General features: G+C 72.4%; 15 protein-coding genes, 1 tRNA gene and 1 pseudogene. 9 read left to right on the top strand and 8 right to left on the bottom strand.

What is annotated here, in order from left to right; translation table 11 throughout:
- Positions 1-445: pseudogene (locus G6W55_RS05675) on the bottom strand (urocanate hydratase); the annotation flags it as partial.
- Between the two features lie 390 nt (positions 446-835).
- Here G6W55_RS05675 and G6W55_RS05670 point away from each other — a divergent pair.
- From G6W55_RS05670 to G6W55_RS05655, 4 genes are read left to right on the top strand one after another with little or no spacing between them, the layout of a single operon-like run.
- On the top strand, positions 836-1,231 hold the full coding sequence (locus tag G6W55_RS05670) for a hypothetical protein (RefSeq protein WP_030792713.1): 396 nt from the start codon (positions 836-838) through the stop codon (positions 1,229-1,231).
- Positions 1,228-2,085, top strand: a complete 858-nt coding sequence (locus tag G6W55_RS05665) for a transcriptional regulator (RefSeq protein ID WP_175519618.1) — start codon at positions 1,228-1,230, stop codon at positions 2,083-2,085. Before G6W55_RS05670 ends, G6W55_RS05665 begins: the two co-directional genes overlap by 4 nt.
- A gap of 34 nt (positions 2,086-2,119) precedes the next feature.
- Positions 2,120-2,614, top strand: a complete 495-nt coding sequence (locus G6W55_RS05660; protein WP_030792707.1) for a roadblock/LC7 domain-containing protein — start codon at positions 2,120-2,122, stop codon at positions 2,612-2,614.
- A 23-nt stretch (positions 2,615-2,637) separates the two neighbouring features.
- A complete protein-coding gene (locus G6W55_RS05655) occupies positions 2,638-3,012 on the top strand; it encodes a hypothetical protein (protein WP_175519617.1) in 375 nt (124 codons plus the stop codon).
- Positions 3,013-3,030: 18 nt separating this feature from the next.
- Here the strand turns inward: G6W55_RS05655 and G6W55_RS05650 are convergent, their stop codons facing one another.
- Together G6W55_RS05650 and G6W55_RS05645 are read right to left on the bottom strand one after the other, a co-directional pair.
- A complete protein-coding gene (locus G6W55_RS05650; RefSeq protein ID WP_309243636.1) occupies positions 3,031-3,642 on the bottom strand; it encodes a hypothetical protein in 612 nt (203 codons plus the stop codon).
- A 194-nt stretch (positions 3,643-3,836) separates the two neighbouring features.
- Positions 3,837-4,697, bottom strand: a complete 861-nt coding sequence (locus G6W55_RS05645) for a MurR/RpiR family transcriptional regulator (protein ID WP_175519616.1) — start codon at positions 4,695-4,697, stop codon at positions 3,837-3,839.
- Positions 4,698-4,852: 155 nt separating this feature from the next.
- Here G6W55_RS05645 and G6W55_RS05640 point away from each other — a divergent pair, with 155 nt between their 5' ends.
- Entirely contained in the window at positions 4,853-5,278 is a 426-nt protein-coding gene (locus G6W55_RS05640) for a hypothetical protein (RefSeq protein ID WP_175519668.1), read from the top strand.
- A gap of 408 nt (positions 5,279-5,686) precedes the next feature.
- Here the strand turns inward: G6W55_RS05640 and G6W55_RS05635 are convergent, their stop codons facing one another.
- Positions 5,687-7,075 carry a cystathionine beta-synthase gene (locus tag G6W55_RS05635; RefSeq protein ID WP_175519615.1) on the bottom strand — a complete coding sequence of 463 codons (1,389 nt, stop codon included), beginning with the start codon at positions 7,073-7,075 and terminating at the stop codon, positions 5,687-5,689.
- Positions 7,076-7,224: 149 nt separating this feature from the next.
- Between G6W55_RS05635 and G6W55_RS05630 the strand changes: the two genes are divergently transcribed.
- From G6W55_RS05630 to G6W55_RS05620, 3 genes are all read left to right on the top strand, one after another.
- Positions 7,225-8,277, top strand: a complete 1,053-nt coding sequence (locus G6W55_RS05630) for an SGNH/GDSL hydrolase family protein (RefSeq protein ID WP_175519614.1) — start codon at positions 7,225-7,227, stop codon at positions 8,275-8,277.
- 200 nt (positions 8,278-8,477) lie between these two features.
- On the top strand, positions 8,478-9,698 hold the full coding sequence (locus tag G6W55_RS05625) for an acetyl-CoA C-acetyltransferase (protein ID WP_175519613.1): 1,221 nt from the start codon (positions 8,478-8,480) through the stop codon (positions 9,696-9,698).
- A gap of 275 nt (positions 9,699-9,973) precedes the next feature.
- On the top strand, positions 9,974-10,765 hold the full coding sequence (locus G6W55_RS05620; protein ID WP_175519612.1) for a hypothetical protein: 792 nt from the start codon (positions 9,974-9,976) through the stop codon (positions 10,763-10,765).
- A gap of 29 nt (positions 10,766-10,794) precedes the next feature.
- Here the strand turns inward: G6W55_RS05620 and G6W55_RS05615 are convergent, their stop codons facing one another.
- Entirely contained in the window at positions 10,795-11,076 is a 282-nt protein-coding gene (locus G6W55_RS05615) for a hypothetical protein (protein WP_175519667.1), read from the bottom strand.
- A 134-nt stretch (positions 11,077-11,210) separates the two neighbouring features.
- Between G6W55_RS05615 and G6W55_RS05610 the strand changes: the two genes are divergently transcribed.
- The gene (locus tag G6W55_RS05610; RefSeq protein WP_030792678.1) at positions 11,211-11,438 is read left to right on the top strand and encodes a DUF4287 domain-containing protein; all 228 of its coding nucleotides are present in this window, start codon (positions 11,211-11,213) and stop codon (positions 11,436-11,438) included.
- Positions 11,439-11,513: 75 nt separating this feature from the next.
- On the opposite strand, the gene G6W55_RS05605 is transcribed toward G6W55_RS05610, so the two are convergent.
- From G6W55_RS05605 to G6W55_RS05595, 3 genes are all read right to left on the bottom strand, one after another.
- Complete coding sequence (locus tag G6W55_RS05605; protein WP_030792675.1) at positions 11,514-12,401, bottom strand: Bax inhibitor-1/YccA family protein; 888 nt, start codon at positions 12,399-12,401, stop codon at positions 11,514-11,516.
- 211 nt (positions 12,402-12,612) lie between these two features.
- Positions 12,613-13,788 (bottom strand): 4-hydroxybenzoate 3-monooxygenase, encoded by a 1,176-nt coding sequence (locus G6W55_RS05600; protein ID WP_175519611.1) that lies wholly within the window; start codon positions 13,786-13,788, stop codon positions 12,613-12,615.
- A gap of 157 nt (positions 13,789-13,945) precedes the next feature.
- Positions 13,946-14,029: transfer RNA gene (locus G6W55_RS05595), tRNA-Leu, on the bottom strand.
- Positions 14,030-14,283 lie beyond the last annotated feature (254 nt).

The raw sequence follows: 14,283 nt of genomic DNA, 5'->3' as shown, positions 1-14,283 counted from the left end.
CGAAGGTCTCGTAGGTGCCCTGGAGGATGCCCTGGGTGCCGATGTAGATCCAGGAGCCGGCGGTCATCTGGCCGTACATGGTGAGGCCGAGGGCCTCCATGCGGCGGAACTCCTCCCAGTTGGCCCAGTCGCCGACGAGGTTGGAGTTGGCGATGAGGACGCGCGGGGCCCATTCGTGGGTCTGCATGACGCCGACGGGGCGGCCGGACTGGACGAGCATGGTCTCGTCCTGCTTGAGGGTGCGCAGGGTGCGGACCATCGCGTCGAAGGAGCGCCAGTCACGGGCGGCCTTGCCGGTGCCGCCGTAGACGACGAGCTTGTCGGGGTGTTCGGCGACCTCGGGGTCGAGGTTGTTCTGGAGCATCCGCAGGGCGGCTTCCTGCTGCCATCCCAGGGCGCTCAGTTCCGTACCGCGCGGTGCTCGTACGGGGCGGGGTCCTGACATGGTCGGCCTCCTTGCGGATGGGTGATCCCGGCGGATTGTTACTGCTGTTATTCACATCCTCGCGTGATGAATAGAGCTAGTCAATACGCACGGGCGGCGACACGGGCGGGGCCGGGCGGGCGGAGGGGGCCGCGCGGGCGGCGCGAAGAGGGGGCGGGCGACGCCGCGTTCACCACCCCGCGCAGGCCCGCGCGCTCTTGACCCGTACGGCGGGCGGGGTGTTCAAACAGGGAACAGGCATGACGAACGGGCCCGAAAACGGCGCGAGCCGACCCACCCTAGTCACTCGGCGCATGTTCCGCCGGAAAATGCCCGAAGACTCACTCATCGCGCACACGTTGCGTAGCCTCCTCATCACTCAGCCGAACCGCAGGCGGGAGGGGAGCCACGGTGCCCGGAATCGACGAGTGCCTACTGGAGGCCATGCGGCTGCCCGGGGCCCGGGGAGCCGCACTGGTCGACTGGACCAGCGGGCTCGCCCTGGGCTCGGTCGGGGACTTCCCCGGCGGTGACCACGAGGCCGCGGCCGCCGAGGCCGCCGAGGTCGCGCGGCTCACGGCGGAGCAGCGGGCGTTCACGCCCGACCAGGGAGACGACGAGCGGGCGGACCCGCCGGTGGAGGACCTCATCATCAGCAACCGGGACAGCTACCACTTGCTGCGGTTCGTCTCGACGTCCTTCGACAGCAGCGTCTTCCTGCACGTGTGGCTGGGCCGGCCGGACGGCAATCTCGCACTGGCCCGGATCCGGCTGGGCGAGATGGCCGGACGGCTGGTGCTGGGATGACGCTCGTGGGGACGACACCGCAGGGCACCACCCCACCTCCCAGGCTCCCGGTGCGCGAGAGGTCGACGGCGCGGCACCGGGCGGGGGCCGGGCTCTCCCCGATGCTGAACCGGCTCGCGGCCGAGCGGGCCACCGGCGTCCTGGAGCGCGAGCGCGGCTCGCTCTATCTGGCCGAGGGCCGGGTGGTGCACGCCGAGAGCCCGCTCGCACCCGGCCTCGACGTGCTCCTGCTGACCCACGGCACCCTCGACCCCACCGTCTGGCGGGCCGCCGTGGAGGGCGCCGACCAGCGGTACGGCGCCGCCCGGCTGCTGCTGGACACCGGCCGGATCCCGCGCGGCGCCCTGGAGCTGTGCCACCTGGGCGCGCTGTACGACGCCGCGTACTTCGCGCTCGCCCCCAGCAGCACCCCCGGCCGTTTCGTCTACGGCACCGGGCACTGGCTCGGCCCGCTGCTGCCGGTGCCGGTGGACGCGCTGGAGCGCGAGACGGTGCGCCGCCGTGAGCTGCTGGACCGGGTGTGGCCCGACCCGCTGGCCGACGGTGCGCCGCTGCGGCGCACCGAGGCGGTGGCGGCACCGCCCGCGACGGCCCGGCAGAGCGCGGTGCTCGCCCTGGTCAACGGCGTGCGCACGGCGTCGGACATCGCGCGGGAGCTGGGCCGGCAGGCGTTCCACACCCTGGTGGACGTCCGCCGGCTGGCCGCCGCCGGTCTGCTGACCGCGCTGCTGCCGCCGCCCCCGCCGGTGGCGCCCGCGGCCGCCCATCCACCGCCGGGCATCTCGATGCCCCGCGTGAACGACCCCGACATCGGTCTGCTGAAGAGGCTCAGGGATGCGCTGGAGGCCCTTTGAGCGGCAGCGCCCGCGCGACGGGAGGAACGAACTGATGGCGGCCGAGCCGGACATCCTCGACGAGCTGCGCCGGCTGCGGGCCCGGGTGCCCCAGCTCACGGGTGCGCTCGCGGCCGGTGTGGACGGTCTCGTCCTCGCCCACGACACCCCCGGCGTGGAGCCGGAGGGGGTGGCGGCGCTGACCGCGGCCGCCCTCGCCGTCGCGGTGCGGCTGGCCGACACCACCGGCCAGGGCGACTTCCGCGAACTGCTGGTGCGGGGCGTCTACGGCTATGTCGCCACCTACTCGGCCGGCCACAGCGCGGTGCTGACCGTGCTCGCGCAGGACCGGGTCAACGTCGGCCGGCTGCACCTGGAGGGGCGCCGGGCCGCGGTCCGCGTCGGGGAGCTGGTCGACGCGCGGGAGGCGAGGGTACGGGCGGCGAGGCCCGCGCTCGCACCGCCGCGCCCGCAGCCCCCCGCCAAGCCCCTCACCGTACGGACCAGATCGGCGCGCGGCACCAACGCGCGCACCACCACGGATAGTTGAGAAGAACCGAGGAGCAACCAGTCATGGCCAACACCGAAACCGCGCTCAAAGAGGCCCTCGCCACCATCGAGGGTGCCTCGGCGGCCGCGCTCGTCGACTACACCAGCGGGATGGCGCTGGGCACCCTGGGCGGTACCAAGAGCTTCGACCTGAACGTCGCCGCGGCGGGCAACACCGATGTGGTGCGCGCCAAGATGCGCACCATGGAGCACCTCGGGCTGAAGGCGCAGATCGAGGACATCCTGATCACGCTGTCCGACCAGTACCACCTGATCCGGCTGATCAGCGGCCGGGGCGGCAACGGCCTCTTCCTCTACCTGGTGCTGGACGCCAAGCGGGCCAACCTGGCGATGGCCCGCCACCAGCTCCGCAAGATCGAGGAGGACCTGGAGGTCTGAGGACGTCCGGGCGCCGCCTCAGGCGTAGACGTCGGTGCGGCGGCGCGCCCCTCCCGGGGCCGCGTCGCCCGCGGCGATCCCGGTGGCGCGGTAGCCCTTGACGGCCTTGCCCGCGGGGCGTCCGCCGCGGCGGTCCAGCCAGTCGACGCGCACCCACAGCAGCGCGTCCCCGGCCCGCTCCAGCCGGCCGATCCGGGCGGCCTTCAGCCGCAGCCCGGTGCCCCAGCCGGCGAGCAGCATGCCGCCTGCCGCGGGCACGGCGAAGGAGCTGCCCAGCGCGGCCGCCAGGGCGAGCAGCAGCCACCAGCGGTGGCCCCGGCGCCAGACGCGGACGGTGACCGCCCGGTCCTGGAGCACGTCACCCCGGCCGGCCCGGGCGGCCCCGCGCGCCAGTGCGGCGAAGCGGCCCTGTCCGCGCACCGCCACCACGGCGGCCGTCACCAGGAACAGCGCGGCCCCGGCCGGCACCCCGATCCGGCGGCCGGTGAGCCCGGGGAGCAGCACCCCGACCCCGGCCGCGAACACCCCGGCCCACCACAGCGGCGCGGCCCCGGCCCGTACGACGACGGCCACCCGTGCCAGTCCCTGTCCCCCGCGCCCCTCACGCCCCGCGCACTTTCCACGTGCCACTGTCCCGCCTCCTCGCCGTGATCCCTGTCCCGTCGGGCGGGCAGGCTAGCGAGCGAAGGTGAGACGAGTCTGAGAACCGGGCCCGCCCGGCCGCCCGACCCCGCCCCGCTACCCGGCCCCGTCCCGCTGCCCGGCCCGCCCCGCTGCCCGGCCCGCCCCGCTGCCCGGCCCGCCCCGCTGCTCGACCCGCCCCGCTATTCGACGAAGAGCCCGCGCGCCGCGGCCCGCGCGTCGAACTCCTCCAGGCGGGCCTGCGCGTCGGGCAGGTCGTCGCACATCGCCTCCAGCAGCACCCGGCCCAGCAGCATCGGCGCGCACGCCGTGTCGAAGGCGAGCCCGGTGCCGACGGCGGCCGGCAGCAGCAGGTCGGAGACCTTGGCGACCGGGGCGAACGCCGAGTCGGCGACGGTCACCACGCTCAGCCCGGCCTCCTTGGCATGGCCCAGGGTGTCCAGGACCTCGCGGGGATGCCGGGGCAGCGCGAAGCAGAGCAGCGCGGTGGCGCCCGCGCGGACGGCGGCGTCGATCCGGTCCTGGACCATCGAGCCGCCCTCGTGCAGCAGCCGGACGTCCGGATGGACCTTGGCGGCGAAGTAGGCGAACCCGTACGCCTGGGACGCGGCGGCGCGCAGGCCCAGCACGGGCAGCGGGCGGGAGGCGGCGAGCAGCCGGCCGGCCCGGCGCACCGGGCGCGGGTCCGCGAGCAGCTCGGCGAGGTGCCGCAGATTCTCGATCTCGGCCTCGACGGCCTGCTGGTACTCGTTGAACGACGCGGAGCCGGGGCTCTGTTCGACGGGCGCGACCTCGCGCAGATGCCTGCGCAGGGCGGGGTAGCCGTCGAAGCCGAGGGCGACGGCGAAGCGGGTCACGGAGGGCTGGCTGACCCCGGCCAGCTCGGCCAGCTCCACGCTGGACAGGAACGGCACGTCGGGGGCGCGGCGCACCATGCTGTGGGCGATGCGCCGCTGGGTCGGGGTCAGCCGGTGCCCCTCGAAGAGCGCCTGAAGCCGCCCCGCAGGTGTGTCCGCCACGCTCATGTCGCTCTCCGCGCTCATGCCCCGCTCCCCCTCCGGATGTCCCCGCCACCCTATTCACTCGGCACGGAGTGTGCATGGGGTCATGCAGCCCCGGTTCCGACTGGGGGGCTACCCCCAGTGCGCCGGGTGTCCGCGCTCCCTACCGTGAGGGCATGACGGGATGGGAGACCACGATGGACCGGCAGGACAGCGACCTGAAGAAGGAACTCGACGCCACCCTGCACGCCCGCAGGGAGCTGGGCGAGGAGTACGAGTCCGCGCTGGTCGACTCGTTCCTGGAGAAGGTCGACCAGCGCATCGACGGCGCGGTGGAGCGGCGGGTGCGCCGTCAGCTCGCCGAACGGCAGATGGTGGCGGCCCGGGACTCCCGTGCGCCCGGGGACCGGGACTCGTGGGGCGAGCGCTTCGGGTTCGGCATCGTCTCGCTGGTGCTGGCGATCCCGCTGTCGGCGATCGGGGCGGGCACCGGGAAGCTGCCCGGGCTGATCGTGTCCTGGCTGGGCATCGTCGGCGTGAACGTGGTGCAGGCGGTCCGCGCCAACCCGGGCGCCTTCGGGCGGCGCCGCCGGGCGGCGAAGGACAGCGACTGGGAGGACTGACGCTCCCGAGAGACACAGGGAGCCCGGGAAGCCCGGGAGAAGTTTGTCGCGGGGACCGCCGCACCCCCGTTGCCGGGGGGCGGGACGACGGCGGTCCCCGCGTGGGACGCGGGCCGGGTCAGGCCGGGCTTGCGCGCCCTTGGCGCCTGTGGAGGTCCGGGAGCCGCTCCGGAGGTCCGTGACGCCGTTCGGTTTGCCGGCCGGGGCGGGGAGCCGCTCCCGCCCTGCCGACATCCACCAATCTGCCGGACGCGTGTTAAGCGTGTGCTGCGCGGACGTGACACGCTCGTACCACTTCCGCGAAGTCCACCTTTTCGGTCGGCAAACGGAAGTTCCGCTCCCGTCGGCGCGGTTCACCGGAGGTTTCCCCGGGGTTTCCCCGTGGGGACCGGGGAAACCCCGTACCCCCTACTTGCCGCCCTTGGCCAGGAAGGCCAGCAGGTCCTGGCGGCTGACGACCCCGGTGGGCTTGCCCTCGACGAGGACGATCGCCGCGTCCGCGGTGCCGAGCACCGACATCAGGTCGCCGACCGGCTCACCGGAGCCGACCTGCGGCAGCGGGGCCGACATGTGCTTCTCCAGCGGGTCGGAGAGGGAGGCGCGCTGGGTGAAGAGCGCGTCCAGCAGCTCGCGCTCCACGACCGACCCGACGACCTCGGCGGCCATCACGTCCGGGTGACCGGCGCCCGGCTTCACGATCGGCATCTGCGAGACGCCGTACTCGCGCAGCACCTCGATGGCCTGGCCGACGGTCTCGTCCGGGTGCATGTGGACGAGGGACGGGATCGCGCCGTGCTCCTTGTCGTTCAGGACGTCGGCGACGCGGGCGCTGGGGCCCTGGTCCTCCAGGAAGCCGTAGTCGGCCATCCACTCGTCGTTGAAGATCTTGGAGAGGTAGCCGCGGCCGCTGTCCGGGAGCAGCACGACGACGACGTCGTCCGGGCCGAGCCGCTCGGCGACCCGGAGCGCCGCCACCACGGCCATGCCGCAGGAGCCGCCGACCAGCAGGCCCTCCTCCTTGGCCAGGCGGCGGGTCATCTGGAAGGAGTCCTTGTCGGACACCGGCACGATCTCGTCGGCGACGGTCCGGTCGTAGGCGGTCGGCCAGAAGTCCTCGCCGACGCCCTCGACCAGGTACGGCCGGCCGGAGCCGCCGGAGTACACCGAGCCCTCCGGGTCGGCGCCGATGACCTGGACGGCGCCCTCACTGGCGTCCTTCAGATAGCGGCCGGTGCCGGAGATGGTGCCGCCGGTGCCCACGCCCGCGACGAAGTGGGTGATCTTCCCCTCCGTCTGCTCCCACAGCTCGGGGCCGGTCGAGTGGTAGTGGGAGAGCGGGTTGTTGGGGTTGGAGTACTGGTCGGGCTTCCAGGCGCCCGGCGTCTCACGGACCAGCCGGTCGGAGACGTTGTAGTAGGAGTCCGGGTGCTCGGGGTCCACGGCGGTCGGGCAGACGACGACCTCGGCGCCGTACGCGCGCAGCACGTTGATCTTGTCGGTGCTCACCTTGTCGGGGCACACGAAGATGCACTTGTACCCCTTCTGCTGCGCCACGATGGCGAGGCCCACGCCGGTGTTGCCGCTGGTCGGCTCGACGATCGTGCCGCCCGGCTTCAGCTCCCCGCTCTTCTCGGCGGCCTCGATCATGCGCAGGGCGATGCGGTCCTTCACGGATCCGCCCGGGTTGAAGTACTCCACCTTGGCCAGGACGGTCGCCCGGATCCCCTGGGTCACGTTGTTGAGCTTCACCAGCGGGGTGTTGCCGACGAGGCTGATCATCGAGTCGTGGAATTGCACCGTTGTCTCCGGTTGCTTGCAAAAACAGTGGTCGTAGTGGTTACGCCAGGGTACGGCCCGGCGTGCGGGTTCACTCGCCGTCGAGATTGGCCGACGGTCCGTACGGGGCAAGGAGTGGGTGTACGGACACGAGGAGGTGGCGTCGAGGCATGACGAGCATGTCGAGGGCGAGGGTGGCCCGGCGGATCGCGGCCGGCGCGGCCTACGGCGGTGGCGGCATCGGTCTGGCCGGGGCGGCCGCCGTGGGACTGCTGCTGGCGGAGGCGCGGCTGGCCCGCCGCCATGTGAACGGCAACGGCGAGCAGGTCCGGGTCCCGCGCGCGGAGGGCCGCTACGGCCGGACGTACGACGCACCCGGCACGCCCGGCGCGGATCCGCTGCGGCTGGCGCTGCTGGGCGACTCCACGGCCGCGGGGCAGGGGGTGCGCCGCTCGGGGCAGACGCCGGGCGCGCTGCTGGCGTCGGGGCTCGCGGCGGTGGCGGAGCGCCCGGTGGAGCTGCGCAACGTGGCCCTGCCGGGGGCCCAGTCGGACGATCTGGACCGGCAGGTGGCGCTGGTCGTCGGGGATCCGGGCGGCCGGGTGCCCGACATCTGCGTGATCATGATCGGGGCGAACGACGTCACCCACCGGATGCCGCCGACCCGCTCGGTGCGCCATCTGTCGGCGGCGGTACGGCGGCTGCGCACGGCCGGTGCCGAGGTGGTGGTGGGCACCTGTCCCGACCTGGGCACGATCGAGCCGGTGCCGCAGCCGCTGCGCTGGCTGGCGCGCCGGGCCTCCCGGCAGCTCGCGGCGGCGCAGACGATCGGGGTGGTCGAGCAGGGCGGGCGCACGGTGTCGCTGGGCGATCTGCTGGGGCCGGAGTTCGAGGCGAACCCGCGCGAGCTGTTCGGCCCGGACCACTACCACCCGTCGGCCGAGGGCTATGCCACGGCGGCCATGGCGGTCCTGCCGACGCTGTGCGCGGCGCTGGGGCTGTGGCCGGCGGAGGAGGAGCGGCCGGACGCCGCGCGCCGGGAGGGCTTCCTGCCGGTGGCCCGGGCGGCGGCGGAGGCGGCCTCGGAGGCCGGTACGGAGGTCGCGGCGGCGATGCCGACGGGCCCGCGCGGTCCCTGGGCGCTGCTCAAGCGGCGGCGCAGGCGGCGGGTGTCCGAGGCCGAGCCGGCGCCGGCGTCCCCCACCAGCCCGTCCGGGGTCTGAGGGCGGCTCCGGCCCGGCCGGAGCCCGACAGAGAAAAAAGCAAGCGCTTGGAAAGTGCGGCCAGGGTCACACCCCCATCACCGTGACCCTGGCCATACGGACCGGTAACTTCCCACTCAGCCCTGCCCGGAAGTTCCTCCGCCGCCACCATCCGCACGCCACCATCCGCACGCCAACATCCGCAAGCCACTGGAGCCGTGATGCCCGAAGCCGTCATCGTCTCGACCGCCCGCTCCCCCATCGGCCGCGCCGTCAAGGGCTCGCTGAAGGACCTGCGCCCGGACGACCTCACCGCCACGATCATCCAGGCCGCCCTGGCGAAGATCCCCGAGCTGGACCCGCGGGAGATCGACGACCTGATGCTCGGCTGCGGTCTGCCCGGCGGCGAGCAGGGCTACAACCTGGGCCGGATCGTCGCGGTGCGGATGGGCATGGACCATCTGCCCGGCTGCACGATCACCCGCTACTGTTCCTCGTCCCTCCAGACCAGCCGTATGGCGCTGCACGCCATCAAGGCCGGCGAGGGCGACGTCTTCATCTCGGCCGGTGTCGAGACGGTCTCCCGGTTCGCCAAGGGCAGCTCGGACGGCCTCCCGGACACCACCAACCCGCTCTTCGACGAGGCGCAGGCCCGCACCGCCGCCACCGCCGCGTCCGAGGGCTCGACCTGGCACGACCCGCGCGAGGACGGCCTGCTCCCCGACCCCTACATCGCGATGGGGCAGACCGCGGAGAACCTGGCCCGCGCCAAGGGCGTCACCCGCCAGGACATGGACGAGTTCGCCGTCCGCTCCCAGAACCTCGCCGAGGAAGCCATCAAGAACGGCTTCTGGGAGCGCGAGATCACCCCGGTGACCCTCCCGGACGGCACGGTCGTCTCCAAGGACGACGGCCCGCGCGCCGGCGTCACCCTGGAGGCCGTGCAGGGCCTCAAGCCGGTCTTCCGCCCCGACGGCCTGGTGACCGCCGGCAACTGCTGCCCGCTGAACGACGGCGCCGCCGCGGTCGTCGTCATGTCCGACACCAAAGCCCGCGAGCTGGGCCTCACCCCGCTCGCCCGGATCGTGTCGACCGGTGTCTCCGGCCTCTCCCCCGAGATCATGGGCCTCGGCCCCGTAGAGGCGTCCCAGCAGGCGCTGCGCCGCGCCGGTCTCACCATCGACGACATCGATCTGGTCGAGATCAACGAGGCGTTCGCCGCGCAGGTGATCCCCTCCTACCGCGACCTCGGCATCGACCTCGACAAGCTGAACGTCAACGGCGGCGCCATCGCCGTCGGCCACCCCTTCGGCATGACGGGCGCCCGCATCACCGGCACGCTCATCAACTCCCTCCAGTTCCACGACAAGCAGTTCGGTCTGGAGACCATGTGCGTGGGCGGCGGCCAGGGCATGGCGATGGTGATCGAGCGCCTGAGCTGAACGGGCCCTCTGCGTAACCGTTTCAGCACCATCCGTCACCCAACGGCCCGGAGTTCGGGAAGCACCTGAACTCCGGGCCGTTCCGTGATCCAATCTCCCCCAGGATGTGACCTATCTCCCTCGGAAGGGGATTTACGCAGCTCAGCGCCGTTCAGCACCTAACCGCAGGCCCAAGGACCTGTCCGGTTCGTGACGTTACGCACTGACAGAGGGATAGTCCGCCCTTCAAGCTGATGTAGGAAGTCGGGGGTCGACTTTGAACCGGGAGTACGTCAGTGAGCGCCATGCAGATCGCCTTGCTGGTCACCACGGCCGCGACGGGCGCCGTGGGAGTCGCCGTCCTGCGCACCCTGTTGCAGCTTCGTCGGCAGGTCGCCGCCCTGCACACCCAGCTCGCCGAGAACCACGCCGCGCAGACGCGCGGATTCGTTCCGGCGGCCCGGGGCACGAGCGACACCGCCGAGATACGCGCGGCCGTGACCGAGGCCCTCGCCGAGGAGCGGGAGCGGGAACTCGCCGAGGCCCGCGCCTTCTGGGCGGCCCAGGAGGCGCGTGACGCCTCCGACGCCCCCACGCTGCTGGGGCTGCCGGACAGTGAGCTGTTCCTGCCCCGTCAGGCCGACTTCGTGGGCATGGAGCCGCTGGAGCCGGTCGCCGAGCCGGGCACGGACGCCGACGAGTTCGCCGGGGAGTCCGCCGAACTGGCCGCGGCCCGCCGCCGGCACCCGTCCCACCCGGACTTCGTCCCGGTCCAGTCGCCGATCGTGAACGACCACGAGCGCACCGTGACCACCCTGGAGGAGCTGGCCGCCTCCCAGGTCCGGCTGACCGACGTCCGCCCGGGTCCGCTCGGCACCCTCGACGTCTATGTCTTCGCCGACGGCACCACCCTGTGCATGACCCCGGGGCACCGGGAGACCGCCGAGCGGCTCTCCGCGGCCCTCACGGCCGGCGAGACGCCGTTCCTCCTCGGCGGCTCCGGCATCTCGGGCGCCTACACCCTGACCTTCGCCTGCGGCGAGGAGAACATCTACATCCTGGCGGACCGCGTCATCGCCTCGCTCTGAGCCGGACGGGCCTCACGGGCCGGACCGCGTCAGACCCCGGCCCGCTTCCGGGCCTCCTCCACCAGCCGCACCGCTTCCTCCACCTGGCCCTCGTCGTCGAGCACGAGGGCCAAGTCGTGTGCGGCGACGGTGATTTGGTCGGCGGCGGCGAACATGCCGGCGTCCGGCATCTCGCGCGGCTCCGCCGCCGGTTCCTCGATGGACTGCGTCCAGCGGGCCAACTGCCGCGCCAGCGCCAGCGCCTCGGCGGCGGCGCCCCGCTGGAGGCGGCTCTGCGGGGCCGCTCGCAGACGGTCGGCGAAGTGATCCACCGCACGGGTCAGGGACGTCGTATCAGCCACGCGGTGAGCGTACGCGCCGTACCCGCACTGTTGCCAACGGACGAACACTCAGGCACGGTGACCTGAAGGACCGGCTTACATCCCCTTTGCCACCGGAGGCGCCGATGTCCCATGTCCTCTCCGAGGAGACCCATCGCAACCTGCTCGCCCGCATCCCGCACTGCACCGGTCGTGAAGTCTCCGACTGGCTGCGCACCATCGGCGACGGCCCCGCTCTCCGCTTCGAGGAGAAGGTCAGTTGGCTCCGCCACGAACACAACCTCGCCTACGGCCACGCGAAGGCGCTCATCCACGAGTACGACCTGAGGAGGGCCGCGCGCAAACTCCTCTAGCGCGCACACGACGAAGGGCCCCGGGGAAGAACCCCGGGGCCCCTGTCACGCCGGACGGTGACCGGCGATCGGTGCTCAGTCGCTGTTCAGGATCGACAGGAGCCGCAGGAACTCCATGTAGATCCACACCAGCGTCAGCGTGAGGCCGAAGGCGGCGAGCCACGCCTCCTCGCGCGGGGCGCCGTAGGCGATGCCGTCCTCGACCTGCTTGAAGTCGAGGGCGAGGAAGCACGCGCCGAGGATGATGCCGATGATGCCGAAGACGATGCCGAGGCCGCCGCTGCGGAAGCCGAGGCCGTCACCGCCGCCGAAGACGGTGAACAGCAGGTTCACGGCCATCAGCAGGACGAAGCCGAGCGCGGCCGCCATCACGAAGCCGTAGAAGCGGCGGTTGACGCGGATCCAGCCCGCCTTGTACGCCACCAGCACACCGCCGAAGACGGCCATGGTGCCGAGCACCGCCTGGGCGACCACGCCGTTGGCGATGTACGTGGAGACCGCGGCCGAGATCACGCCGAGGAAGACGCCCTCGAGGGCGGCGTACGACAGGATCAGCGCGGGCGACGGGCGGCGCTTGAAGGACTGGACGAGGGCGAGCACCATCGCGACCAGACCGGCGCCGACGGCGATGCCGTAGGACTTGCCGAGGTTGGCCTCGTCGACCGGCAGCAGCACCCAGGACAGGACCGCCGTGAGCACCACGGTGCCGAGCGTGGTCGCGGTGCGCGCGACGACGTCGTCCATGGTCATGGCGCCGGTGGTGGCCGGGGCCTGCGGCGGGGCACCCTGGAGGCCCTGCTGGGCGTAAGGGTTCTGCGCGTAGGGGTTGCCGCCCTGCTGCGCGTACGGGTTGGCCTGCGTGCCGACAGCGGGTCCCCCGGCCTGCGGCGTCGCGTTGAAGCCCGCGTAGCCGTTGTCGCGGCTGAACCCCCGTCGCGAGAAGACCGGGTTTCTGCTCTCCATTTCACTCCTCCATGGCCACCCGTTGTGGCCTTGGCCTCAAGGGTAATGGGTAGGCAAAGGATTGACCCTAGTGCTTGAGGAGGATCTTTCCCTTCGTGCTGCGCAACACGCTACGCGGCGTCGTGATTCCCACCACGGCGGTACGGCATTCATGACCAACCTGCGACCTGGCCGGAACCGTGCGGAGACCAGTCGGCACAAGGGCGTCCGCTCACCCGAACGGGAAGCCGGTGTACGCCTCCGCGAGGTCCGTCTCGGCGGCCCGGCAGGAGGCGATCCGCTCCAGCCGGGCGAGCTGGATCCGGTCCTCGAAGGGGGTGGCGCCGGGGGCCCGGTGCAGCAGGCCCGTCATGTCGTACGAGAACCGCTCGGCCTGCCAGACGCGGCGCAGACAGGTCGCGGAGTAGGCGTCCAGAAGGGTGGCCGAGCCGGTGTCCCGTTCGTGGACCAGCGCCCGCGCGAATGTCACGACGTCGCCGACGGCCAGGTTGAGCCCCTTGGCCCCGGTGGGCGGGACGATGTGCGCGGCGTCCCCGGCCAGGAAGAGCCGGCCGTGGCGCATGGGCTCGTGGACGTAGGAGCGCATGGGTGTGACGGACTTCTGGGTGACCGGGCCGCGCTCCAGCGTCCAGCCGTCGCCGGTCTCGAAGCGCCGCGTCAGCTCGTCCCAGATCTCGTCGTCGGCCCACTCCCCCGCGTCGGTGCCCTCGGGGACCTGGAGGTAGAGACGGGAGACGGAGGGGGAGCGCATGGAGAGCAGGGCGAAGCCGCGGTCGTGGCGGGCGTAGACCAGCTCGTGGTGGGAGGGCGGGGCGTCGGCGAGGATGCCGAGCCAGCCGTAGGGGTACGTCCGTTCGAATACGCGGGCCGATCCGGCGGGGAACGCGCGCCGGGCGACGCCCCAGAAGCCGTCGCAGCCGACCACGTAGTCGCACTCCAGGACGTCCTCCGTGTCCCCCTGCCGGAAGCGGACGCGCGGGCGGTCCGTGGCGGCGTCCTCGACGGCGAGCGCCGGGGCGTCGAAGAGCAGCGGGCCGCCCTCGGCGAGCTGGAGCGCGATCAGGTCCTTGCACACCTCCGTCTGGGCGTACACCCACACCGACCGGCCGCCGGTGAGCCCGGGGAAGTCGACGCGGTGCCGCCGGCCGGCGAACCGTAACTCGATCCCGTCGTGCCGCAGCCCCTCGCGGTCCAGCCGCTCCCCGGCCCCGGCCGCGCGCAGCACGTCCACGGTGCCCTGCTCCAGGATCCCGGCGCGCTGCCGCCCCTCGACATGGGCGCGGTCCCGGCCCTCCAGGACGACCGAGGCGATGCCGGCGGTGTGCAGCAGCCTGGCGAGAAGCAGCCCTGCGGGGCCGGCCCCGATGATGCCGACGGTGGTGCGCATCGGACGTTCCCTTCGAGCGGTGACACGGCTTCGGTGACATGAGGGGTGACGCGAGGATGACGTGATTTCGGTGACGTGGTTCACATCATGAAGGCGTCGGCGAAGGGCGACTCGGTGACCGGCCGTTCTCGCAGGTCACCGTATGTGACCGAGGTAGTGCCCGGAGCCGGACTTGAACCGGCACGCCCGCGAAGGGGCAGCGAGGTTTAAGCTCGCCGTGTCTGCATTCCACCATCCGGGCAGGCCATGGGCTCCGCATCGAGGTTCCGAGCCTATCGGGGAGCGTCCCCCGAACAGCCGAAGAACTGGCCCGATGTTGTCTTATTTTATTGACGTCTGAGGGAGCATCAGCACCTGGAACACGCCATCCGCACTTGCCAGTAGCCTCGCGCGCGATCGGCACCCATGTATGCGGAATGACGGAATTTCACCGTACGAACGAGGGTGCTCCACCGGTTCTTGACGAACGGTCAGTTCGGACGCACCTCAGGGGCC

Source organism: Streptomyces sp. CAI-85 (assembly GCF_013363615.1).
Lineage (GTDB): Bacteria > Actinomycetota > Actinomycetes > Streptomycetales > Streptomycetaceae > Streptomyces > Streptomyces antibioticus_B.
This window is presented reverse-complemented; position numbering and strand designations above follow the sequence as displayed.